Source organism: Methylophilus sp. (genome assembly GCF_052437885.1).
Lineage (GTDB): Bacteria > Pseudomonadota > Gammaproteobacteria > Burkholderiales > Methylophilaceae > Methylophilus.
The window spans coordinates 142,663-163,249 of the sequence record NZ_JBQVPB010000004.1 but is presented as its reverse complement, the minus strand read 5'-3'; the positions used below and the strand labels follow the sequence as shown (position 1 = coordinate 163,249).

Sequence of the window (20,587 nt, the reverse complement as noted above, 5' to 3'; positions counted from 1 at the left end):
TATTGGTGGCAATTTGGGTATGGGCGAACTAGGTTAGCGATCAGTCAACTTTTTCTTTGCACGCAATTTCCGCATAGACTCACCTTTCAAATGCAGAACATGCGATTGGTGTACCACGCGATCCAATATAGCGTCTGCTAGTGTTGGATCAGGAAACAAATCATGCCATTGCTCGAAGGGATATTGAGTTGTGAAGAGTAAAGAGCCTGAGCGCATTCTTTGATCGATAATATCCAATAGAACATGACCCACCGAGATATTTATCTGGCCATGTCCAAAATCATCAATAACTAATAATGCTGGTTTAATGAGTTTGGTTTTCAGGCTGGCTAATGACCCGTCAGCCAATGCTGTCGCAATATCTGAAAGCAGCTGATTACTACGTATGTATATCACCGATATGCCGAGCCTGCATGCTTGGGTTCCAATAGCAGTTCCTAGCCAGGTTTTACCTGTACCAGTCGCGCCGCGAATCGTTAAGTTTTGCTTTCGATGTACCCACTCACATGTCGCCAATGTTGAAATCAATGGCTTATCCAAGTCTCTACTAGGCCTGTCATCCAGATCCTCTAATGAACACCTTTCCGGAAGGGAGCATCACATATTCAGTTGAAAGTGAACTATTAAATATACGATTATTAAGTATCTGCCCTCCTGAAGCACAAAGACCGTATTTTCAAGAGGGATTTTTAGTTGGAAGTTTCCCAGCTTATCGTATGCAAAGACGTCCTAATTTAGATATTGGAGTTAGGCTCATAGCCAAATTTGAATTAAATAGCCTCAACTTTTGGGACAAGAATTTTCATGCCATTCCAGTTGATGCCCTATTTCCAGAAGGGGACAAGCTTCAAGATATATGCTTGGAGCTAAAGTCTGAATATGGTCTATAAATAACTTAGTAAGAAAATTATTTAAACGAGAATTGCTTTATTAAATGTTTAATTCAAACTCGTATGTCAAATGCACTTTGTGACCTGGCTTTCTCGAAATTAGGATTTAATGCCCTTTGGTTTCTTCGTCCTGTCTCGGTTGATTAATGGTAGTGGCGTATTCAGGAAGTCCAGATCGAGCTGTCGTGTTGATGCGTTGTATGCCCATCGCACGAATTGCTCTAGTAGCGTATTGTTTTCACGGGTAAGACGAGCTATCTCCGCCTCTAGAAGTTTGATACGCTGGGCGGCAAGTTGAAGCTCAGGAGACTCGGTATTTTTACTCTTTCGCTCCTGACCAGTAAGTTCTTTTTTACGGGCTACAAACCCAGACCTGATGCGCTCATGATTGTTTAACGTCTGACGTGCATATGACAGGTGCAGCTGTATGGTGATAGCCTCTATGAATAATTTCCAGCTAAGCTTACCGCTCCAGCCATCAAGAATCTGAACGATGCGCTCGATTGTCGCATCATCCAGATTGGGTGCTCTAGAACTAGTTAATTTAGGCATGGTTATTCTCTATTTTAGTTGATTGGTTTTCTAGGTATTGCTTAAGCTCGTCCAGTGATTGGAAATTAATGCCGCATACCGAGCCGTGTTTTTCGAGGCGCAGCTCCATTGATTGAAGTATTCTGCTCGCCCCGTTGGGGCCTGCCAACACAATTCCAGCGCCATCGACGATTTCTGTATTTTCAAAGAAACCTATAATTTGTGTAGTGCGTTCAAGCACGCTTTCGTAACCAGACACCCACTTATCTGCTCCATATTCTTCCTCAGTCAACGCTTTATGGGCAATATCTAATAAGGTTTCCGTTTCCTTGTGCAAGAAACGTACCTTGTGCTCACACTCGCTGTCCCCTTTGATATAGACAGACTTTTCGCAATGGATATGATCGCCATGTAGCGGACAGGGCTCGCTTGCAAAGTTGTGGATGCAATAGCCGAGTTCGGTGGTGTGTGCCGATATGACCTTGATGCCTGGGAATTCTGCTCGTAACTTATACACACGCGTGTCGGTAGTAACTAGCTCGTTATCTTCCTGACTTTTGTCACCAATAGCTTTAGCGACCTTGGACACCAAGTCTGGCCCTAAGGCTTTACGAACTTTGTCAACCACGTCCCGATCCGACTCATGGTCATAGGCACGGTTTGTCGTCACTTTTCGACCCGAGAGTTTAGCAATTATCATTTCGTCTAGGCCACCAGCCTGCATCACAGTATTGCCGTAGTGCCGTAGCATATGTGTAGTTAGGTGAATCCTAGTACCATCAGGATTGCGAAGATTATGTTTCTCGAAGATATTTTGGATTTTGGAAGTGGTTTTTGCAGAAATCCGTGAATTTACTTGGGAATAATTAACAGGATGGATCATTCCAACATAAATAGCTCTACCAGACATTTCATTTAGTCTGGAAACACAGAGAGCTTCACTATATTTTAGGTTTTGGGTTATATCGAGGACAGGAAACCCGGCAGGGAGCAAAGAAAGAATTGCTTGTTCGACCTCTTGGAATCTCAACAGATTTGTCCTGCCGAATTTGCGTAAATTCAACTTCAGATAGTGGCAATAGGCAGTAATAGAGGTATGTTTGCCATCAAAAAGGATGGCATTCAGTTCATCATAAGATAGCCATTCCTGAGTACGGAAGTGCTCATGTTTGGACAATAGATATATCTGGTCGGGGTTCTCTTCATACCATTTCGCCACTACCCTCGCTTGATCAGTCATGGCAATCAGTTCATCGACCGCAACTTGGGCAACATCCTTCATAATAGGTAAAACATCTTTTACCAAAGGTGCGTTGTTCTTTGCAGGAAACCATCTTAGGCCCATCCGTTGCTTCTTCGAGCCGTCCTTCCAGACAATACAATTCTTGGGCAAGGTTAGCGTTTCTACGATACGGTCAGGTGAACATAACATCAAGTAGGTGATGTTGCCAATGAAACGTTCAGCAAAGCCTTGGCTGTGGTTTCTAATATGAGCAAGTGCTAAAAGCGCTTCGGGGGATGGCAGTCTTTTATTCCGGACCGCGTCAAACTCCTTATCGCTTCGGCGACGTTGTATCTCTGGCGACGGAACAAAGGTTGTCCATACCGTAGGGAGTGATACCAACCTTTGATCTACCATTTCCCTGTAGATTAAATCAAGCTGATTGCTTATGTAGTATGCGGATTCATAGTTTTCTACGATCTTCTGAGTTGCAAAATTTAACTCTTGAGGCGTAATACTCCAGGGATCAGAATTACCATTTAGGGTCCTTTGTGCATACTCCATGTACCTTAGGGCTGTGAGCTTGCTGTCAGCACTTCCGAGCCCTCTAGTTGAGTGTAAATGATTGAACATCGCTTTAGCAAAAGACAGGAAAGGTTCATTAAATGGCGTGCCTTGGTACTTTTTGCCAGTTGAAAGCTCATCTCCATACATATCTAGACGGGTGAAGTGCAACCTATTCTCAGACTTGGCCTTATTCCTAGGAAACATATGCCCAAATCCCCAGGCGTTACTTTCGAATGATTGGTCATAGCCTAATGGTTTTATAAGTCGGTTATTTTTAACAAATAGCTCGAGTGACGCTTTAGCATCAAGCTCTGAACGCGAAGGGATGATTAGAATATTGTTCATGGATGCTGTCTGTTGAGTTCTCTGCAACGTAAGATGATCTCGGCGCAAGCAAGGATTGCGCGATCATTGATACTGGCAATTCTAAGATCGGTGGTTTTGATTAATGCCTCGCGCCTGGCTAGCATAAAGGCCAGTGCCTCTTCATGAGGTCCATCTAGCCATGGCTCGAAGCGATTACAAGGGTAGCAGGCAATCGGTTTACAGAAATTGCAATCTCCATGTTGCCCGCAACTGCCCATCCCACTGCCACTTTGGTCCACACGAAAGTCGATTATCCGGCTCGAACGGTTTGGCTGGGAGGCTTCATCTTCACCGGAGATCAGCCGTCCCATAAACGCCTTGGCAAGAGGTGCCATGGCATACGCCGTTGCTGCATCAATTTTGTCCATTAGTCGCTGTGTTAAGGCGATGTACACCTGTGCGGTTGAATTTTGTGTGTGCCCGAGACAGCGTGCTATAACTTGAACCGGATGCCCTTCTTCCGCTAGACGAGTGCCGTAGGTATAGCGAAAACGACGAGCACTAACTTTCATAGCACTTTCTAGTCTCTCCGACGGGACAGCAAGACGATCAAACAATGCCATGATACGAGTTATGATGTCTTGGTTTGTAAAGTGAAACTCAAACCCTTTTGGGTCAGGATCTTTCTTAATTTCTAATGCTGGGAATAGCGGTGCTTGCCAAGGGTCAGGAAGTATGTCCTTGTACTGTTGCCACACTGACAACACGTACAAATAAAGGGGTTCTCCAAGATGCCGGCCAAGCAGGCATGGCATAAATTTGTCACGAGCGATAGTGTTCGTCTGTTTGGCAATCGGCATGTTTAGCCAGTAGTCAGCACCTTCAGATTCGGGTGTATGAAAATCTACCAGCTTAAGAGCCGCAAATTGGATTGGGCGTGCACCTAGCGCCATCAAAAGTTTAACTAGGAAATAATCGGCTTCGTTCCATTTGCCATCAGCATATGACTCGTTGGTTTGCTGGTCAATGGACTCGAATTCGAGATCAGTAAACGGCCCCTTCTTTGGGCACAACGTTGAGACTGCAATCATATCGGGTGGGCGTTTAATCTTGATTTTGGCTAACAGGGGATTTAAATTAGGATCAATTCCCTGCACCCCCAAATTGCACCACTTGCGGAGCAACATCCTGCAACCCTGTGTGTACTTATATGCTGTTTTGCTACTCGCCATGAAGTTTTGGATGTCAACAACACTGATTGTGTTGATGAAATCTGATTTTTCAGAGACTATGAATCGAGTGAGTGCTATAAAAGAATGAAATTCTCGATAAATGGTATTGCTTGCCCTTATTCCCAATAGATTGATAAGGGTATATTTCAACCCAAAGATCAATGGCTCAGCTTGTGGCGGCAACAAGTCAAAGTTAAAGTTAGAGGTTGAAAGTTGATCTCTGATTCTCCAATGCTGAAGACGAGGATTGTATTCAATTCCAGACTTTGTGTGGGCAACCTCAGGAAGGTCATTTGGAAAGGTTGCGAGAAACTTTTTAGCGGCAGACTTCATTTTTTTCAACCATGGATATATTGTTCTGATATGTAATTTGTGCAGAATGAGCCCTGCGCATAGTCGAACGTTTTGTGTAGTAGTCTGGACTATTGCTGTTATCGCTCCACCCATTAAGGCGAATCATAGCTTTCCTTATTTCCACCTGGCTCATTCCAGCCTTATCAAGTGATTCATACAAATTGTCATTGAAGGTGTGCCTCAGGATGTGAGGAGTAAGAAAGTTTAGTAATGACGATGATTGCTGGAGAGGAACAAAAAGCTTGTTAACAGAACTGAGCGAGAGTTCCTGACCTTCTTCTGAAACAATTAGCATTGGTTTTTTTCGCGCCGCTTTGATTGCATAGCGCGTACCATTCACATACTCATAGATTCGCTGCGAAAGTGCTCGTGAAAGCGGAATTGGTCTGGCTTTAGTTTTTGCATTGGGTTCGTCTAGTCGACTATCGAGTTCATCGTCTGGTCGCCTAGCCACGTAGAGTTCATTGCTTTTTATATCGTTAATCCTCACGCCAAGCAATTCACCCCTTCGTAGGCCGAGTTCAATCATCATATGGACGATCAAAGCATTTCGCTCCTTGGAATGCGAAGTATCCCATGGGTTATTCAGGTGGTCTGGTTCAATGATTTCCATAAGGATTTTTTGTGATTCAGGAGTGAGTCCCATACGTTCTGGTTCTCCGCTGCGACCTCTAGACGAAGGAGTGCGCTCCTCAATTGCACTTAGTACAAGATCTCGCAATTCGATCATGTCGCTTCTGTTCGAACCTTGATGCATCCTCATAATCCGACTGTTTGCAAACCAAACAAGGTACTTGCGGATATAAATTAGTCGGATTGCCGAAGTCCCAGGTTCTACCTCGCCCATTGCTTTTTTTCTGGTTAGATTCAATCTTGCTTGTTCTAACGAAATCATCTTGCGTGGTTGACCAATAGGTTTATCTATTTCCCAGATTGCGTCCATTTCAAGTTTTGTTAATGCGACTAAGCGGTCGATTTCTCCATAAGTCAGAAATTCACCCTGCTCAAAGCGCCGATCTAAGTTAATGCTCTCTCTATCTAGCATTGTTTGTAGCACCATCACCCCACGAAGCGCTTGTTTAATTGTGTTAGAGGCGAGGTTGCGTCCACGCAATACAGAGATAGCAAATACCGTAGGCTCAAAGAGTGGTATTCCACTTGAATCTATGAGAAGCGGTAACCGCTCACCGGTTTGTAATCGAATAGATTTGATACGATATTGATTCATTTGTGGACAATCTTATTAGTTGCTCAATAACAATACTAATGTTATTTCTAAAAAAAATGTCCATAAGTAAATTACCAATATATTTACTGGTTTAAATGATATATGTAGTCATTTACAGTGTAGTTCCGTATAAGTGGATAACGGCATTGCCAGTATTGATGGCGTCAGCGCAGCGAAAGCCTTAGGGTTGCAGGTGCTGATCACCGACCACCATTTGCCAGCCGAGCAAACGCCAGCCGCCGATTGTATCGTCAACCCCAACCAGCGTGGCTGTGATTTCCCGAGCAAGCACCTGGCAGGCGTGGGCGTGATGTTTTATGTGCTGATAGCCCTGCGCGCCGAACTCAGGCAGCGCGGTCTGCTGGCTGAGGATGCTGTACATCTGGGCAGCCTGCTCGACCTGGTGGCCCTGGGCACCGTGGCCGACCTGGTCAAGCTGGATGCCAATAACCGTATCCTGGTGCAGCAAGGCTTGAAGCGTATCCGGCAAGGGCAGGCTTGCCCTGGTATCCTGGCAATCCTAAAACTGGCCGGTCGCAATGCCGAGCAGGTCACCGCGCAAGACCTGGGCTTTTATGTCGGCCCGCGTCTGAATGCCGCCGGCCGGCTGGATGATATGACCATAGGTATCCGTTGCCTGCTGGCAACCACGCCGCAAGAGGCCATGATCTATGCGCAGCAGCTACACGTACTCAATGCCGAGCGCAAACAGATAGAGGCCGAGATGCAGTGGGATGCGATGGCCGACCTGACGCAGGATTTTCGGGATAGCCAATATAGCATCAGCGTGTTCCAGCCAGACTGGCACCAGGGTGTGATAGGCATTCTCGCCTCGCGCATCAAAGAGCGGTTTCACCGGCCGGTAATCGCATTTGCCGATGCCGGTGATGGCATGATCAAAGGCTCGGGCCGCTCGATAGCGGGTCTGCACCTGCGCGATGCGCTGGATCTGGTGACCAAGCTGCAACCTGACCTGATCATCAAATTCGGCGGTCATGCCATGGCGGCAGGCCTCAGCATACGCGCAGACGATTTTGCCCGTTTTCAGCAAACGTTTGAGCAAGTCGTGCAGCAACTGATTACTGCCGAGGTGCTGCAGCAAGTGCTGGAAACGGATGGCGCGCTGCCAGTGCAGGAAATGACGCTGCACAACGCAGAGATGCTGGGCCATCAGGTATGGGGTCAGGGTTTTCCGCCGCCGGTGTTTTACGACGATTTTGAAGTGATACAGCAGCGTATCCTGGGCGAAAAACACCTCAAGTTGCGCCTGCAAAAACAGGGTGCACAGTTCGAGGCGATCTACTTTCAGCATGCCATTCTGTTGCCGGAAAAAGTGACCCTGGCTTATGCCTTACAGATCAATGAGTTCAATGGCGCCAGAAACCTGCAGTTGCAAGTCGTGCATGCAGATATCGTTTGATGCTGCTGCCATGCCGATCGCCAGGGGCGTTTTCAGCACAGGCAAGATTTAGCCTTAGGGCGAAGCCCTTAAATACGGTAAAATACAGCCTTCATTCAAGAGGTTAAACATGGCGCGTCCATTTAAAACACCTAAACCAGGTTCCCCCGCAAAACGTCCAGCCGCACCCCAGCCACCCGCCATTGAAACTGAGGGCGACGAGTCTGGCGCACCAGCTCGCGCCGGGCATAGGCTGCACAAGCTGCTGGCGCTGGCCGGGTTTGGTTCCCGCCGCGACATGGAAACGCTGATTGAAAGTGGCCGCATCACCATCAACGGCCAGGTGGCAGTAGTGGGTGCCATCGTCAATGAGCAGGATATCGTGCGCCTGGATAGCCGTATCCTGCATCTGCCGTTTGAGCCTGAGTTGCCACAGATATTGCTGTACCACAAGCCTGAAGGCGAGCTGGTCAGCCAGGATGACCCGGAAGGGCGTGCCACGGTTTTTGATAAATTGCCCAAGATCAAACAGGGTAAATGGATCGCGATCGGCCGCCTGGATATGAACACCAGTGGTTTGCTGATATTCACCAATTCGGGCGAGTTAGCTAACCATTTCATGCACCCGCGCTACGAAGTCGAGCGCGAATATGCCGTGCGTATCCTCGGTGAGCTGACCGAAGACCAGCTCGCGCAACTGAAACAGGGCATAGAACTTGAAGATGGCCCGGCCAATTTTGAGAGCATACACCCCAACGGTGGCGAGGGTGTCAACAAATGGTATCAGGTGGTGATCAAAGAAGGCCGTAACCGCGAAGTACGCCGCCTGTTTGAAGCTTTCCATCTGCCGGTCAGCCGCCTGATGCGCGTGCGCTTCGGCCCTATCAACTTACCGCCACGCCTGAAACGCGGCACCATGCTCAAGCTGGAACAAAAACAGGTGGTCGGTATCCTGGAATGGGCCGGTTTGCCGGTGCCACACAAGCCACTGAAACAGCTGAGTCCGCGCGAAAAAGACCGTGCCACCAGTGTGTTTGTGCCTAAAGTACGCAAGCAGCGCCGCAGCCTGCTGGAAACCGCCAACGGCGCGGCGCCTGCAGAAAAACCTGCACGTCCGGCACCGCCACCCGGTACGCGCCGTATACGTCAGGATTCGGACCTGAAACAGGCTTCACGTCAGAATGCACGCGTGAACTCTGGCGCTAAAAAACGCAGCGACCGTGATCGTGGCCGTGGATAGGTGATGAAACAAGCCTGGCTCAGGCTTGTTTGCGTCAAGCGCGCAGGGCGCTTTTCTCTACACTTGATCGCCATTTAACGCTATCTCTTGCAAGGCTAGAAGCGGATGGTGCATCCCGCCAGAGCTTAGGTGTGCTCTGCCCTGCATGCAGGGTCATATTTCAGGGCAGGCGAGGGTCATGTCAGGATGGATGAGACTATATAGCCCCACTGAATCACGGTTTTTCACCGTGTGCGATGACAGTATAGGGACGCTGATGCCGCCTTTAATGCGCAACATGACAGTCAGCGCATGCAATAGCCAGACGGCCAGTTTCACCTTTTTGTGATAATTAACCGGCTGGCATTCAGGCTAAGCGCTAGTCTGCCTGCAGGCCCGCTTCAGCCAGATCTTCTTTGCTCAGCATAAACACGAACTGGTCACCGCCGCTGGTATCCAGCCAGGTGAATGGCAGCTCAGGGTAGGCTGCATGCAGGGCGTCACGGTTGTGACCTATCTCAACGATCAGCACACCGCCATCATTCAGGTATGTGCTGGCCTGTGTCAGCAACGTATGCGTATGATCCAGGCCGGCATCGCCACTGCCCAGGGCCAGTTGCGGTTCCTGGCGATATTCTGCCGGTAATTCAGCCATGCTCGGCGCATCCACATACGGCGGGTTGCTGATGATGACATCGTATTTACGGCCCTTGAGAGCGGTGAACATATCCGATTGCACCGTTTGCACCTGGTGTTCCAGGCCGTAGCGCTGGATATTGATATTGCTGACAGCGATAGCATCCGGCGAAATATCGATGACATCGATATGCGCATTCGGAAAAGCCTCGGCCAGCAGTATGCCCAGGCAGCCGGAGCCGGTGCAGATATCGGCGGCGGATTCGACCATTTCCGGGAATTCTACCCAGGGCTGCAAGCCATTTTCCAGCAGTTCGGCAATAAATGAACGCGGCACGATCACCCGCTCATCGACATAAAATTTATAACCGCGCAACCAGGCCTCGTTTACCAGGTAGGCAGTAGGGGTGTGCTCGCTGACGCGCTTTTCAATCAATGTCGCCAGATGCTGGTTCTCAGCGGTGGTCAGGCGTGCATCGAGGAAATTATCCAGCGTGTCATGCGGCAGGTGCAAGGCACTCATGACCAGCCAGACGGCTTCGTCATAGCTGTTGTCAGTGCCATGGCCGTAAAAAATATCCGAGTTCTCAAAACGACTGACCGCGTAGCGCAGCCAGTCACGTATGGTTTGTAAAGTGTTGGTCATAGACTTATTTCAGCAGTGATTGCATAGTTCGTTTGTAGGTCTCTTTCAGCGGCTCGATATCGGCCACCGCGACACATTCGTTCAGTTTGTGTATGGTGGCATTCAACGGCCCGAACTCGATCACTTCGCGGCAGATATCGGCAATAAAGCGGCCATCCGAGGTGCCGCCGGTGGTGGATAGTTCTGGTGTGATACCGTAACTCTGCTGTATCGCCTCGCTGATGGCGGCGACCAGCTCACCGCGTGGTGTGATGTAAGACTGGTTATGTTCCCAGTCCAGCGCATATTCCAGCGCATGTTTATCCAGGATGGCATGCACACGTGTGCGCAGGCTGGCTTCAGAGCTGCCCTGGCCATCCACTTCCGGGCAATAGCGGAAATTAAACAGGATCTCGACTTCACCAGGCACTACATTGGTGGCGCCGGTGCCGCCGTTCATATTGGAGATCTGCCACGAGGTCGGTGGAAAATATTCGTTGCCGTTATCCCACAGTGTCTCCACCATGTCTTTGATCGCCGGTGCCACTAAATGAATAGGGTTTTTCACCAGATGCGGGTAGGCGATATGGCCCTGTATGCCTTTGACCACCAGTTTGCCGGACAGGGAGCCACGACGGCCGTTCTTGATCATATCACCCACCAGCTTGTTACTGGTCGGTTCGCCGACGATGCAGTAATCAAAGGTCTCGCCGCGTGCCTGCAGTGCTTCTACCACTTTCACCGTGCCTTCAATGGCGATGCCTTCTTCATCCGAAGTCACCAGCAAGCCTATAGAACCCGGATGGTCAGGATTTTCGGCAATAAACTCTTCAATACTGGTGATAAACGCCGCCAGCGACGTTTTCATATCCGCTGCCCCGCGCGCATACAGCATGCCGTCTTTGATGGTGGGCTCAAACGGTGGTGTATGCCATTGATCCAGCGGGCCGGTAGGCACCACGTCGGTATGACCGGCGAAAACGATCAGCGGGCTGCTGCTGCCACGCCGCGCGTAAAAATTATCGACTTCGCCAAAGCGCATGCGTTCTATCTTGAAGCCCAGGGGCTCAAGACGGGCTATCATGGTTTCCTGGCAATCGGCATCTGCCGGTGTCAGCGAACGGCGTTTGAGTAAATCAATGGCAAGTTCCAGCGTCTTGGACATAAATATTATTCTTTGGCAAAAAGTTGGGAGTAGTCGGCTTCGTTAAAGCCTAAGGCGAGGATCTGCTCGTTGTCGACCAGTAACGGGCGTTTAATGACTGAGGTTTTATCCTGCATCAGCGGCAAGGCGCTGGCGGCATCCACCACGGCATTCTTTTCGGTGTCACTCAGGTTGCGCCAGGTCATGCCACTGCGGTTGACCAGTTTTTCCCAGGGCTGCTGGGTCAGCCATTGCTGGCCGGTGGCATCGTCCAGGCCCAGTTTCTTGAAGTCGTGGAATTCGTAAGCGATCGCGTGCTGTTCCAGCCAGGCGCGCGCTTTTTTGACTGTGCTGCAATTGGGGATGCCGTAAAGTTTCATGGCGATAATTCTTGCTCAAAGAAACCATTTTACCAGCCAGCGACTGGGGTGTTGAAATTTATTCGGTGAACCTGGCATCCAGCTTGCGTGCAGGCGCCAGCAGGAGCGTGGCTAAAACAGGCTTTTGGTGGTGGATCTGAGTTGCAGCTCACTAAAGACATCAAACAGGAATTTCTGCTCTACCGGCTTGGAGAACAGGTAGCCTTGCATCTGGTCGCAGTTGATGCTGACCAGGGCCTGGCGCTGGTCTTCATCCTCCACGCCTTCGGCGACTACGTTCAGATCCAGCGCGTGTGCCAGCTTGACGATAGCTTCTACGATAGACAGCGAGGTTTTTGAAGCCGCGACGCTTTTGGTCAGTGATCTGTCCAGTTTTACTTCGCTGATCTCCAGGTCTTGCAGATGGGTCAGGCTGAACGGGTGCAAACCAAAATCATCCAGCGAGATCTTCAAGCCCTGTTTCTTAAAGTGGCGCAGGGTCTCTTTGAACTGTGCCTGGTGGTGGATGGCCGTGGTTTCCGATACTTCCAGGATCAGGTTGCGCGCTTCTACCTGGTGTTGTTCGAGTATGGACTGTATATGCGCATCCAGGTGTTTGTTCCTGAATTGCTGGTTAGACAGGTTGACGGAGATGCTCAGGTCTATACCGCGGTCCCTGGCCTGGCTGATGGTGCTGCAGGTTTGCGAGATCACCCAGGCATTGATCTCTTCTATCATGCCAAAGCGCTCGGCTGCTTCAATAAAATGGGTAGGCGAGAGCAGGCCGCGGGTCGGGTGCTGCCAGCGCAACAAGGCTTCTGCGCCGTGCACCAGTCGCGTCACCGCATCGACCTTGGGCTGGAACAGCAGCCTGAATTCCTGCTCGGTGATGGCTTTTTTCAGCTCTATGCGTGTCTGCTGCATTTCGTCCGAAGCCTGTTCGATCTCGGCATCAAAGAAGCGGTACTGGTTCTTGCCGTTTTCCTTGGCCTTGTACATGGCGGCATCGGCATTCAGTTTGAGTTTTTGCAGATTGCCGTCTTGCGGATACATGGAGATACCGATAGAGCAGGAGATCTCTATCACGTGATTCTCGATGACGAAGGTCTCGCGCAGCGAATCAATGATGCGCTGGATGACAGTCACCGCACTCTGGTGATTCTCGATCTCGCTGAGCACGGCGATGAATTCGTCGCCACCGGCACGCGCCACATAATCGCAATTGCGGATGGCGTTGCTGATGCGTTTGGCAACCTCTATCAGCAGCAGGTCGCCGATATGGTGGCCGAACTGATCGTTGACCGGTTTAAAGTGGTCAAGATCTATATAGGCAAGCGCCAGTGACTCGCCATTGCGGTCACAGCGTTTGGCGCTGATGGCGAGGTGCTGGTTGAGCGCATCGCGGTTGGGCAAATGCGTGAGCGGGTCATAAGCCAGGAATTTCTTGTTGGCGGTCTGCGTATTGCGGAAAGTCAGTTTGCTTTGCGTGAGATCGACATTGCGCTCATAAAAGATCACCAGTATGAACGAGGTGATAAACAGCAGCACCGGCGCCAGGGTGAGCAACAACACCAGGTAATTACCGGCCTGGTCAGTCGGCTGGCCGATAAACATATTGTTGTGCAGTATGCTGAGGTTGATCGCCGCATGCGAAGCCAGAAAGCCTAGCGCGATCTCTACCGAAAACATCAGTTTCAGGCGTTGCAGGGCACGGCCTTCATAACTTTTGATCCAGAGCATGGTGACGATGGCGAGTGCCGATGTCAGACAGGTCAGAAAGAATGCAAACAGGGCGGTCCAGGTATCTATGCGCGCGTTGATGCTGCCGGCACTGATCTGGTAAAAATAGGAAAGCAGGTAGCCGCTGATGGCGGCGGCAAACGACGCGTATAACAGCTCGCGCAGTGGCAGTTTCTTTTTGTTGACGGTATTGAGCAACGACAGTGCCAGCATATATGCGCATAGCAGGCTGCCGATAAAGTCGACCGGGTGCTCGGTGATCTTGGGAAAGTTATCTGCAGACATCTGATAGCCGCAGTGCAGCAAGAACACACCCAGGGCGACGATGAGCGCATTTTTTCTGAGCATGGCGTCATGCTCTTTGGTAGTGACTTTGCGCAGGCGGTCGACCAGTTCAAACGCAAAATAGCACCCGATCACACTGAGTGTGAACAGAATCGGGATAAAGAGTTGCGTTGTAGTCATATGAGTGATTGCACGATTATTTTGATTGTTGGTGTTGTGACACTACTACGGTGTATTGCTGATCAGTTTGCTGCTTGTTGACTAATTCTCCACATTAAACATTCCCGTGTTGACACTGCAGCCCGGGAATCTCCTAGATAACGACCTTTACAACTGATAACTTGAGCCTGGGCTAATACTGCCTGGACAGGCCAGTGCACCGCCAGGCCAGTGCAGAATGACATCCTGCGCCTGGCCGGGGGCTTGCAGACAGCGTTTGCCGTTGAAACAGGCCTGAATCAGATGCCGCGTAATAATTCGTTAATGCCGACTTTGCTCAATGTCTTGGCGTCGACTTTTTTCACGATCACTGCGCAATACAGGCTGTATTTACCGTCGCTGGAAGGCAGGTTGCCGGACACCACTACTGAGCCTGCCGGCACGCGGCCATAATGCACTTCGCCGGTTTCGCGGTCATAGATCTTGGTAGATTGGCCGATATAGACGCCCATGGAGATCACGCAGTTATCTTCAACCACTACGCCTTCAACCACTTCAGAACGTGCGCCAACAAAGCAGTTGTCACCAATGATGGTAGGGCCTGCCTGTACTGGTTCCAGTACGCCGCCTATGCCTACACCGCCAGACAGGTGCACGTTCTTGCCGATTTGCGCACATGAACCAACAGTGGCCCAGGTATCCACCATCGAACCTTCACCGACATACGCGCCTATGTTGACGTAAGAGGGCATCAGCACCGTGTTTTTGGCGATAAACGAGCCTTTACGCACGATGGCGTTAGGCACCACGCGGAAGCCACCGGCCTTGAAGTCTTCTTCGGTGTAGTCGGCGAATTTCGGGTCGACTTTATCGAAGTAGCGGGTCACGCCATCATCCATCAGGTAGTTATCTTTCAGACGGAAAGACAGCAGCACAGCTTTTTTCAGCCACTGGTGCGTCTCCCATTGTTGTGTATCGCCGATACGGCTGGCGACGCGCAGTTTTCCAGCGTCCAGGTCATCAAGAATGGAAGCAACAGTTTGCTTGATCTCTGCCGATGCATTCGCAGGGTTGATGTTGGCGCGGTCTTCAAAAGCCGCCTCAATGATACTTAGACGTGGGTCCATGATGTTCTCTATTGATAGGAATGAGTAAAACCCGAAATTTTAACCTAATTTCGGGTGTTTAGTGCTTTGCATGTGGCAAGGTATGTAAGAAGCTGCCGCCCTTATTTGGATTTTGCCGCCTGGTATAAAGGCAGCACTCTGGGCATCATGGCCTTGAGGTCGGCGATGCGGCTGTCTCCCGAGGGGTGGGTGCTCAGGAATTCAGGTGGTTTTGAACCGCCCAGCGCATTCATCTTGTTCCACAGTGTGATCGCTGCTTCTGGGTTATATGCCGCCCGTGCAGCCAGTTCCAGGCCTATCTCGTCAGCTTCGTGTTCTGCGGTACGGCTGTTAGGCAGGGTCAGTGCCACGGCAGCCACTGTGCCGCCCAGTGCCAGCGCGGCATTGGCATTGTCGGCGTTCTTGGTGGTGACGCCTACCGCAGCAGCCAGGCCGAGCAAGCCATATTGTTGTACCTTGGCGCGTGACATCTGTTCGCGCACGTGTTCACGCAGTGCATGCGAGATCTCGTGGCCCATCACTGCCGCCAGTTCGTCGTCACTAGGCTTGATCTGGTCCAGCAGGCCGGTATACACCATGATCTTGCCACCGGCCATGCAATAGGCGTTCACTTCCTTGCTATCCATGACATTGACTTCCCATTTCCAGTTCAGGGCGTCTGGACGGAACACGCCGACCTGGGCGATCAGGCGGTTGGCGATATTACGCACACGCTGGGTTTCCTTGCTGTCGGTATTCAGCACCTTTTTGTCCTGGGCCTCTTTAACCGTTTTCTGGTAGGCCAGTGCTGATTCCTGCTCGGCTTCTTTTTCTGACACCAGCCCTACGTACTGTTTACGCTCTACGCCAACGGCGCCGGCCTTGGTGGTGCTGGTGGTCGCGCAACCTGCCAACTGTAGGCTTAACACCGAGGCTGCAATGATGAGGTTGGTTTTCATGGTCATGGTTGATCTCGCATATGGTGATACACAGATTTTACTACGATTGCCTTCTCTGTTCATCCAGCTTTCTATGCCTGAGGAGCGACTAAATCTTCACCTGTGAGCCAAGTTCTACCACCCGGTTAGGCGGTAGCTTGAACTGGTTGGTAATGGTTTCCGCAGTCCTGAACAGGCCGATAAAGATTTTTTTACGCCAGAACGCCATGCCTGGTTTATCCGAAACGATCAGACTTTCCTTACCGACAAAGAACGAGGTATCCATGGGGTCCAGCGTCAGACCCTGGGCTGCGGTAAGGGCCAGGTCGCGCGGCAGGTCAGGCTCATCCATATAGCCATAGCGTATGGTGACGCGATAAAAGCCATACGCCAGGTTTTCCACCGCGATGCGTTCTTCCTGGCTGGTGTAAGGGTAATCCTCAAAACGTACGGTCAAAATCACCACGCTGTCATGCAACACCTTGTTGTGTTTGAGGTTGTGCAGCAGCGCATGCGGTACGCCATCCGGGTTAGGTGTCATAAACACTCCGGCACCATTGACGCGGGCAGGCGGGTGCGCACCTATGGCCTGGATAAACGGCACCAGTTCCATAGATTCTGACCTGAGGATGCGATAGAGCAACGCGCGGCCGGTTTTCCAGGTGCGCATCAGCGTGAAAATGATCAGCCCCATCAGTAAAGGCACCCAGCCGCCATCAGGTATCTTCAGGATATTGGCGGTAAAGAAAGACAGATCTATCACCAAAAACAGCGAGATCAGGCAAGCGGTCTTCAGTTTGCTCCACCCCCATAAATGATGGAAAACCACGGCTGCCAGCAGGGTGGTGATGACCATGTCGCCAGTCACGGCAATGCCGTAAGCCGCCGCCAGATCGCCGGAACTGCCGAAGATCACCACCAGGCCCATGGTCGCCACCATCAAGCCCCAGTTCACCCTGGGCATATATACCTGGCCTTCGGTCTGTTCAGAGGTATGGGCGACATGCATGCGCGGGATAAAGCCGAGTTGCAAGGCCTGGCGCGAGACTGAAAATGCGCCGGTGATCACCGCCTGCGAGGCGATCACGGTCGCCAGAGTCGCCAGCAGGATCAGCGGGAACAATGCCCAGTCGGGGGCGAGGTGGTAGAAAGGGTTCTGGATAGAATCAGGGTCGGCAAGTATCAGTGCGCCCTGGCCGAAATAATTGCAGATCAGGGCGGGTAATACGAAAAGGAACCAGGCCAGGCGTATTGGTTTGCGGCCAAAATGCCCCATATCGGCATACAGGGCTTCGGCACCTGTGACCGCCAGCACGACGGCGCCCAGGGCGATGAAAGCGATCTTCGGTTGCGTGCTGAAAAACAGAAAGGCGTAATAAGGGCTAAGGGCTTTGAGAATCTCGGTGTGGTGGCTGATATTCATGACACCGAGTATGCCTAGCACGGCAAACCAGGTCAGCATGACAGGGCCAAAAAACGCGCCCATCACCGCCGTGCCTTTGCTTTGCGCCCAAAACAGCAAGAACAGCACGCACAGGGTGATAGGCACTATCCAGTCATCCAGTTGCGGCGCGGCGACTTCCAGGCCTTCTACTGCCGATAATACCGAGATGGCCGGAGTGATCATGCCGTCGGCATAAAACATGCAGGCACCTATGATCCCCAGCATCATGATGCGTTTACGCTGGTCCGGGTCACCGCCCGCATAACGGCTGGCTAGCGAGAGCAGCGCCATGATACCGCCTTCACCACGGTTATCCGCACGCATGATAAATGCCACATACTTGAAGGAAACAATGAGCAGCAGCGCCCAGGTGATCAACGATAAAATGCCGTAAACATTGTCTTGCGTGAGCAGAAGCGGATGATGACCTACCGCAAATACTTCTTTCATCGTGTAGAGAGGGCTGGTTCCGATATCACCAAATACCACCCCGAGTGCGGCAAGCGCCATAGTATGGAGTGCCGCGGGCTGACTTTTTGTATTGTCCATTGAGTGAACGACGTAAAGCAAAGGCTTATTATCTGTCAATTTGACAGCTTGACCAAAGACTTTCGCTGCCGCCCCGGTATAGCTATGTTAAGGATGGATAAAAAGTGTCAAGAGTCGGTTTTGGCGATTTGCGTGACTACCACTTCGGCAGCGCCCTGGTGCAAGGTCAACCGCAATGCCTCCTGTGGGGCCAGTTGCTGCGCATCTGTCACCGGGCGGCCATCCGCTTTTTGCACGATGGCATAGCCGCGGGCCAGCACCTGATGCGGGTTCAGCTGTTGCAGACTGGTCGCCAGGTACTCCAGCCGTCGCGATCGCTGCTGCAACAGATGTTGCATGGCTAACTGCAAGCGGTGTTGCCATTGATGTAGCGATTGCTTTTGCTGCTGCAGTTGCTGGGCGGGTGAAACCAGCCGGCGCGAGAGGTAGTCCAGCGTCTGCGCCTGCTTTTGCAGCAGAGATTGCATGGCGCGTTTCAAACGTGCGTCCAGCTGTGTGAGCTGTGATCGTAACTGTGACTGGTCCGGGCAGGCCAGTTCGGCTGCGGCAGTCGGCGTGGCAGCGCGCAGGTCAGCGACAAAATCGGCGATGGTAAAGTCGGTTTCATGGCCGACGCCACTGATGGTAGGCAGGCGGCAATCTGCGATCGCGCGCGCGACCACTTCTTCATTAAACGACCATAGATCCTCAATGCTGCCGCCACCGCGACAGATCAGCAGGGTATCGACTTCCTGCCGCTGACTGGCTTGCCGTATGGCATGGGCGATCAGCTCTGCCGAGCCTTTGCCCTGTACCGGCGTCGGGTAAATGATCACCGCCATGCCCGGGTAGCGTCTGCGTATCGCGGTGAGCACATCGCGTAAGGCCGCTGCATCGGGCGAGGTGACGACCCCTATGCGATGCGGGTCGGCAGGAATGGGTTTTTTGTGCGCCTGGTCAAACAGGCCTTCGGCCTGCAAGCGCTGCTTTAATTGCTCATAAGCTTCATACAGCCGGCCTAAACCGGCGGGCTGCATAAACTCTATCGTCAGCTGAAAATCACCACGCGCTTCATACAGGGTCACTGTTGCGCGTGCTTCAATCGAATCGCCTTCGCGCGGCATGCCTTCCACCAGGCTGTTGCGGCCTTTAAACATCACGCAACGCACTTGCGCTTTGGCGTCCTTGAGCGAAAAGTACCAGTGACCACTGGCTGCGCGCGTGAAATTCGAGATTTCGCCGCTGATCCAGAACAAGGGAAAACTGGTTTCCAATAGTTCTTTAGTCAGTCGTGTCAGGTCACTGACACTCAAGAGTTGCTTGGAGGAGGTCGATAACAAACTAGCCATAGTCGCACATTAGTCGCACATTATCCAAAGTCGCACATTATCCAACAGCTGCCAGCGCTTGGGTTATTTTTCTGCGAACGCCGGCCAGCGGTTAGCGAGCAGAAAATAGAAATAAAAATAATATTTGCCTAAATTTTTTAGCCAAACTTTAACGCTGATAACGGGCACTTTGGCTGCCCGGACCAGTCAATAATAAATAGTCTGACCTGGCGGGTCTGTGATGTGCATGCTTGAAAAGGCTGTCAAAAACTGTATCTAAATGCTAGTAAAAACATATACTTATCCATTGCGTAATGCATGCCTGGTGACTGCACTGTGCTTTGCCATGGCCTGCCTGACGCTATGGTCACTGCCGTCCAGCGCCGACGAAGCCGCTGCCTTGCATGAAGAGCTGGCAAGCCCGCCGCCAGAGCCAGCGCAAGCGGTTGAAACTGACGACAGCCCTCAGGCCAGCGAGCCTGTGGTCAGCTATAGCCGTGAGCAGTCCAGAATGCAGAATGACGCTTACAAGCAGTTTATCAAGCTGCAAACCAGCCTCGCTTCGGGTACCAGGAATGCCCTTGGTTTAAGCAGTTATGAGCAGGCATATACCCATTATTGTGCCCTCGCCGGTGAAGCGCATGATCCCGATGCGCAATTTGCCATGGGCTGGTTTTACAGCACTGGCAAAGGGGTGGCAGTCAACCATGATATTGCGGCGCGCTTTTTCAGCCTGGCGGCGATACAAGGCCACCGCGATGCCAGGGAGTGGCTGGATAAAGAGCCGGGCAATGTTGAACTGGCAAAACTGCCGGCGTGCATGCATAGCCAGGAGAATTCCGCAGCACAGATGTTGTACCGCAAGCGCGGCCCGGTGTATCAGCTGGTGAAAAAACATGCGCCTGTCTATGGCGTGGATGTAGACCTAGCCATGGCGGTGATCGCGGTGGAATCAGGCTTTAACCCAAAAGCCACCTCGCGCAAACAGGCACAGGGCCTGATGCAGTTATTGCCGGCTACCCAGGCCAGGTTTCATGTCAAGGATGCTTATGACCCCGAGCAGAATATCAAAGGCGGATTGTCATACCTGCGCTGGCTGATCAATTATTTTAAAGGCGATGTGGAGTTGGTGGCGGCTGCCTATAACGCCGGCGAAAACGCCGTGCAGCGGCATCAGGGCATTCCACCATACCCGGAAACGCGCAGTTATGTGAAACGCATCGCGCATTATTACAAAAAGAAACATCATGAGCTCAGGCAGAAATCAGCCATGCGCCAGAGCGAGAATACAGCTGCTGCCTCCTGACAGGGCGCATGCAAGCAGTCATGAAAATTCAGCCACGCTGC

At 51.4% G+C, this 20,587-nt stretch carries 16 protein-coding genes and 1 pseudogene; 4 read left to right on the top strand and 13 right to left on the bottom strand.

All coding sequences use genetic code 11. From position 1 onward, the window contains the following. Nucleotides 1-33 precede the first annotated feature (33 nt). Nucleotides 34-540, bottom strand: a complete 507-nt coding sequence (locus ACT6RZ_RS05670; protein WP_442583969.1) for an ATP-binding protein — start codon at nt 538-540, stop codon at nt 34-36. A gap of 32 nt (nt 541-572) precedes the next feature. Between ACT6RZ_RS05670 and ACT6RZ_RS05665 the strand changes: the two genes are divergently transcribed. Next, a complete protein-coding gene (locus tag ACT6RZ_RS05665; protein ID WP_444701196.1) occupies nt 573-890 on the top strand; it encodes a hypothetical protein in 318 nt (105 codons plus the stop codon). A 99-nt stretch (nt 891-989) separates the two neighbouring features. Here ACT6RZ_RS05665 and ACT6RZ_RS05660 read toward each other — a convergent pair whose 3' ends face one another. From ACT6RZ_RS05660 to ACT6RZ_RS05645, 4 genes are read right to left on the bottom strand one after another with little or no spacing between them, the layout of a single operon-like run. Then, nucleotides 990-1,442 carry a hypothetical protein gene (locus ACT6RZ_RS05660; protein ID WP_442583971.1) on the bottom strand — a complete coding sequence of 151 codons (453 nt, stop codon included), beginning with the start codon at nt 1,440-1,442 and terminating at the stop codon, nt 990-992. Continuing rightward, nucleotides 1,435-3,555, bottom strand: coding sequence for a hypothetical protein (locus tag ACT6RZ_RS05655; protein WP_444701195.1), 2,121 nt, complete (start codon nt 3,553-3,555; stop codon nt 1,435-1,437). The genes ACT6RZ_RS05660 and ACT6RZ_RS05655 overlap by 8 nt, the downstream gene beginning before the upstream one ends. After that, a complete protein-coding gene (locus ACT6RZ_RS05650; protein WP_442583973.1) occupies nt 3,552-5,081 on the bottom strand; it encodes a site-specific integrase in 1,530 nt (509 codons plus the stop codon). The genes ACT6RZ_RS05655 and ACT6RZ_RS05650 overlap by 4 nt, the downstream gene beginning before the upstream one ends. Beyond that, nucleotides 5,065-6,330: a site-specific integrase gene (locus ACT6RZ_RS05645; RefSeq protein WP_444701194.1), complete on the bottom strand. Its 1,266-nt coding sequence runs from the start codon at nt 6,328-6,330 to the stop codon at nt 5,065-5,067. The genes ACT6RZ_RS05650 and ACT6RZ_RS05645 overlap by 17 nt, the downstream gene beginning before the upstream one ends. A gap of 133 nt (nt 6,331-6,463) precedes the next feature. On the opposite strand from ACT6RZ_RS05645, the pseudogene ACT6RZ_RS05640 reads away from it, so the two are divergent. Next, a pseudogene (locus ACT6RZ_RS05640) lies at nt 6,464-7,750 on the top strand (single-stranded-DNA-specific exonuclease RecJ); the annotation flags it as partial. 109 nt (nt 7,751-7,859) lie between these two features. Next, a complete protein-coding gene (gene rluB, locus ACT6RZ_RS05635; RefSeq protein ID WP_444701193.1) occupies nt 7,860-8,969 on the top strand; it encodes a 23S rRNA pseudouridine(2605) synthase RluB in 1,110 nt (369 codons plus the stop codon). 358 nt (nt 8,970-9,327) lie between these two features. On the opposite strand, the gene prmB is transcribed toward rluB, so the two are convergent. The 8 genes from prmB to xseA form a co-directional block, all read right to left on the bottom strand. Continuing rightward, on the bottom strand, nt 9,328-10,230 hold the full coding sequence (gene prmB, locus ACT6RZ_RS05630; protein ID WP_444701192.1) for a 50S ribosomal protein L3 N(5)-glutamine methyltransferase: 903 nt from the start codon (nt 10,228-10,230) through the stop codon (nt 9,328-9,330). A 4-nt stretch (nt 10,231-10,234) separates the two neighbouring features. Beyond that, nucleotides 10,235-11,374, bottom strand: coding sequence for a succinyl-diaminopimelate desuccinylase (gene dapE, locus ACT6RZ_RS05625; protein ID WP_444701191.1), 1,140 nt, complete (start codon nt 11,372-11,374; stop codon nt 10,235-10,237). Between the two features lie 5 nt (nt 11,375-11,379). Continuing rightward, a complete protein-coding gene (locus tag ACT6RZ_RS05620; RefSeq protein WP_444701190.1) occupies nt 11,380-11,733 on the bottom strand; it encodes an ArsC family reductase in 354 nt (117 codons plus the stop codon). Between the two features lie 111 nt (nt 11,734-11,844). Beyond that, nucleotides 11,845-13,917 (bottom strand): putative bifunctional diguanylate cyclase/phosphodiesterase, encoded by a 2,073-nt coding sequence (locus ACT6RZ_RS05615; RefSeq protein ID WP_444701189.1) that lies wholly within the window; start codon nt 13,915-13,917, stop codon nt 11,845-11,847. A gap of 278 nt (nt 13,918-14,195) precedes the next feature. Beyond that, nucleotides 14,196-15,023 (bottom strand): 2,3,4,5-tetrahydropyridine-2,6-dicarboxylate N-succinyltransferase, encoded by an 828-nt coding sequence (gene dapD / locus ACT6RZ_RS05610; protein WP_055826029.1) that lies wholly within the window; start codon nt 15,021-15,023, stop codon nt 14,196-14,198. A 101-nt stretch (nt 15,024-15,124) separates the two neighbouring features. Then, nucleotides 15,125-15,961: a M48 family metallopeptidase gene (locus tag ACT6RZ_RS05605; RefSeq protein ID WP_444701332.1), complete on the bottom strand. Its 837-nt coding sequence runs from the start codon at nt 15,959-15,961 to the stop codon at nt 15,125-15,127. Nucleotides 15,962-16,049: 88 nt separating this feature from the next. Continuing rightward, on the bottom strand, nt 16,050-17,933 hold the full coding sequence (locus tag ACT6RZ_RS05600; RefSeq protein WP_444701188.1) for a potassium transporter Kup: 1,884 nt from the start codon (nt 17,931-17,933) through the stop codon (nt 16,050-16,052). 107 nt (nt 17,934-18,040) lie between these two features. Then, complete coding sequence (xseA, locus tag ACT6RZ_RS05595) at nt 18,041-19,261, bottom strand: exodeoxyribonuclease VII large subunit (RefSeq protein ID WP_444701187.1); 1,221 nt, start codon at nt 19,259-19,261, stop codon at nt 18,041-18,043. 259 nt (nt 19,262-19,520) lie between these two features. Between xseA and ACT6RZ_RS05590 the strand changes: the two genes are divergently transcribed. Continuing rightward, a complete protein-coding gene (locus tag ACT6RZ_RS05590) occupies nt 19,521-20,546 on the top strand; it encodes a lytic transglycosylase domain-containing protein (protein ID WP_444701186.1) in 1,026 nt (341 codons plus the stop codon). Nucleotides 20,547-20,587: the final 41 nt, after the last annotated feature.

Coding starts and splice junctions, on each gene's coding strand:
- ACT6RZ_RS05590 (WP_444701186.1), top strand. CDS start 19,521: ATGCTAGTAAAAACATATACTTATCCATTGCGTAATGCATGCCTGGTG.
- ACT6RZ_RS05600 (WP_444701188.1), bottom strand. CDS start 17,933: ATGGACAATACAAAAAGTCAGCCCGCGGCACTCCATACTATGGCGCTT.
- dapD (WP_055826029.1), bottom strand. CDS start 15,023: ATGGACCCACGTCTAAGTATCATTGAGGCGGCTTTTGAAGACCGCGCC.
- prmB (WP_444701192.1), bottom strand. CDS start 10,230: ATGACCAACACTTTACAAACCATACGTGACTGGCTGCGCTACGCGGTC.
- ACT6RZ_RS05660 (WP_442583971.1), bottom strand. CDS start 1,442: ATGCCTAAATTAACTAGTTCTAGAGCACCCAATCTGGATGATGCGACA.
- dapE (WP_444701191.1), bottom strand. CDS start 11,374: ATGTCCAAGACGCTGGAACTTGCCATTGATTTACTCAAACGCCGTTCG.
- ACT6RZ_RS05650 (WP_442583973.1), bottom strand. CDS start 5,081: ATGAAGTCTGCCGCTAAAAAGTTTCTCGCAACCTTTCCAAATGACCTT.
- ACT6RZ_RS05665 (WP_444701196.1), top strand. CDS start 573: ATGAACACCTTTCCGGAAGGGAGCATCACATATTCAGTTGAAAGTGAA.
- xseA (WP_444701187.1), bottom strand. CDS start 19,261: ATGGCTAGTTTGTTATCGACCTCCTCCAAGCAACTCTTGAGTGTCAGT.
- ACT6RZ_RS05655 (WP_444701195.1), bottom strand. CDS start 3,555: ATGAACAATATTCTAATCATCCCTTCGCGTTCAGAGCTTGATGCTAAA.
- ACT6RZ_RS05645 (WP_444701194.1), bottom strand. CDS start 6,330: ATGAATCAATATCGTATCAAATCTATTCGATTACAAACCGGTGAGCGG.
- ACT6RZ_RS05605 (WP_444701332.1), bottom strand. CDS start 15,961: ATGAAAACCAACCTCATCATTGCAGCCTCGGTGTTAAGCCTACAGTTG.
- rluB (WP_444701193.1), top strand. CDS start 7,860: ATGGCGCGTCCATTTAAAACACCTAAACCAGGTTCCCCCGCAAAACGT.
- ACT6RZ_RS05620 (WP_444701190.1), bottom strand. CDS start 11,733: ATGAAACTTTACGGCATCCCCAATTGCAGCACAGTCAAAAAAGCGCGC.
- ACT6RZ_RS05615 (WP_444701189.1), bottom strand. CDS start 13,917: ATGACTACAACGCAACTCTTTATCCCGATTCTGTTCACACTCAGTGTG.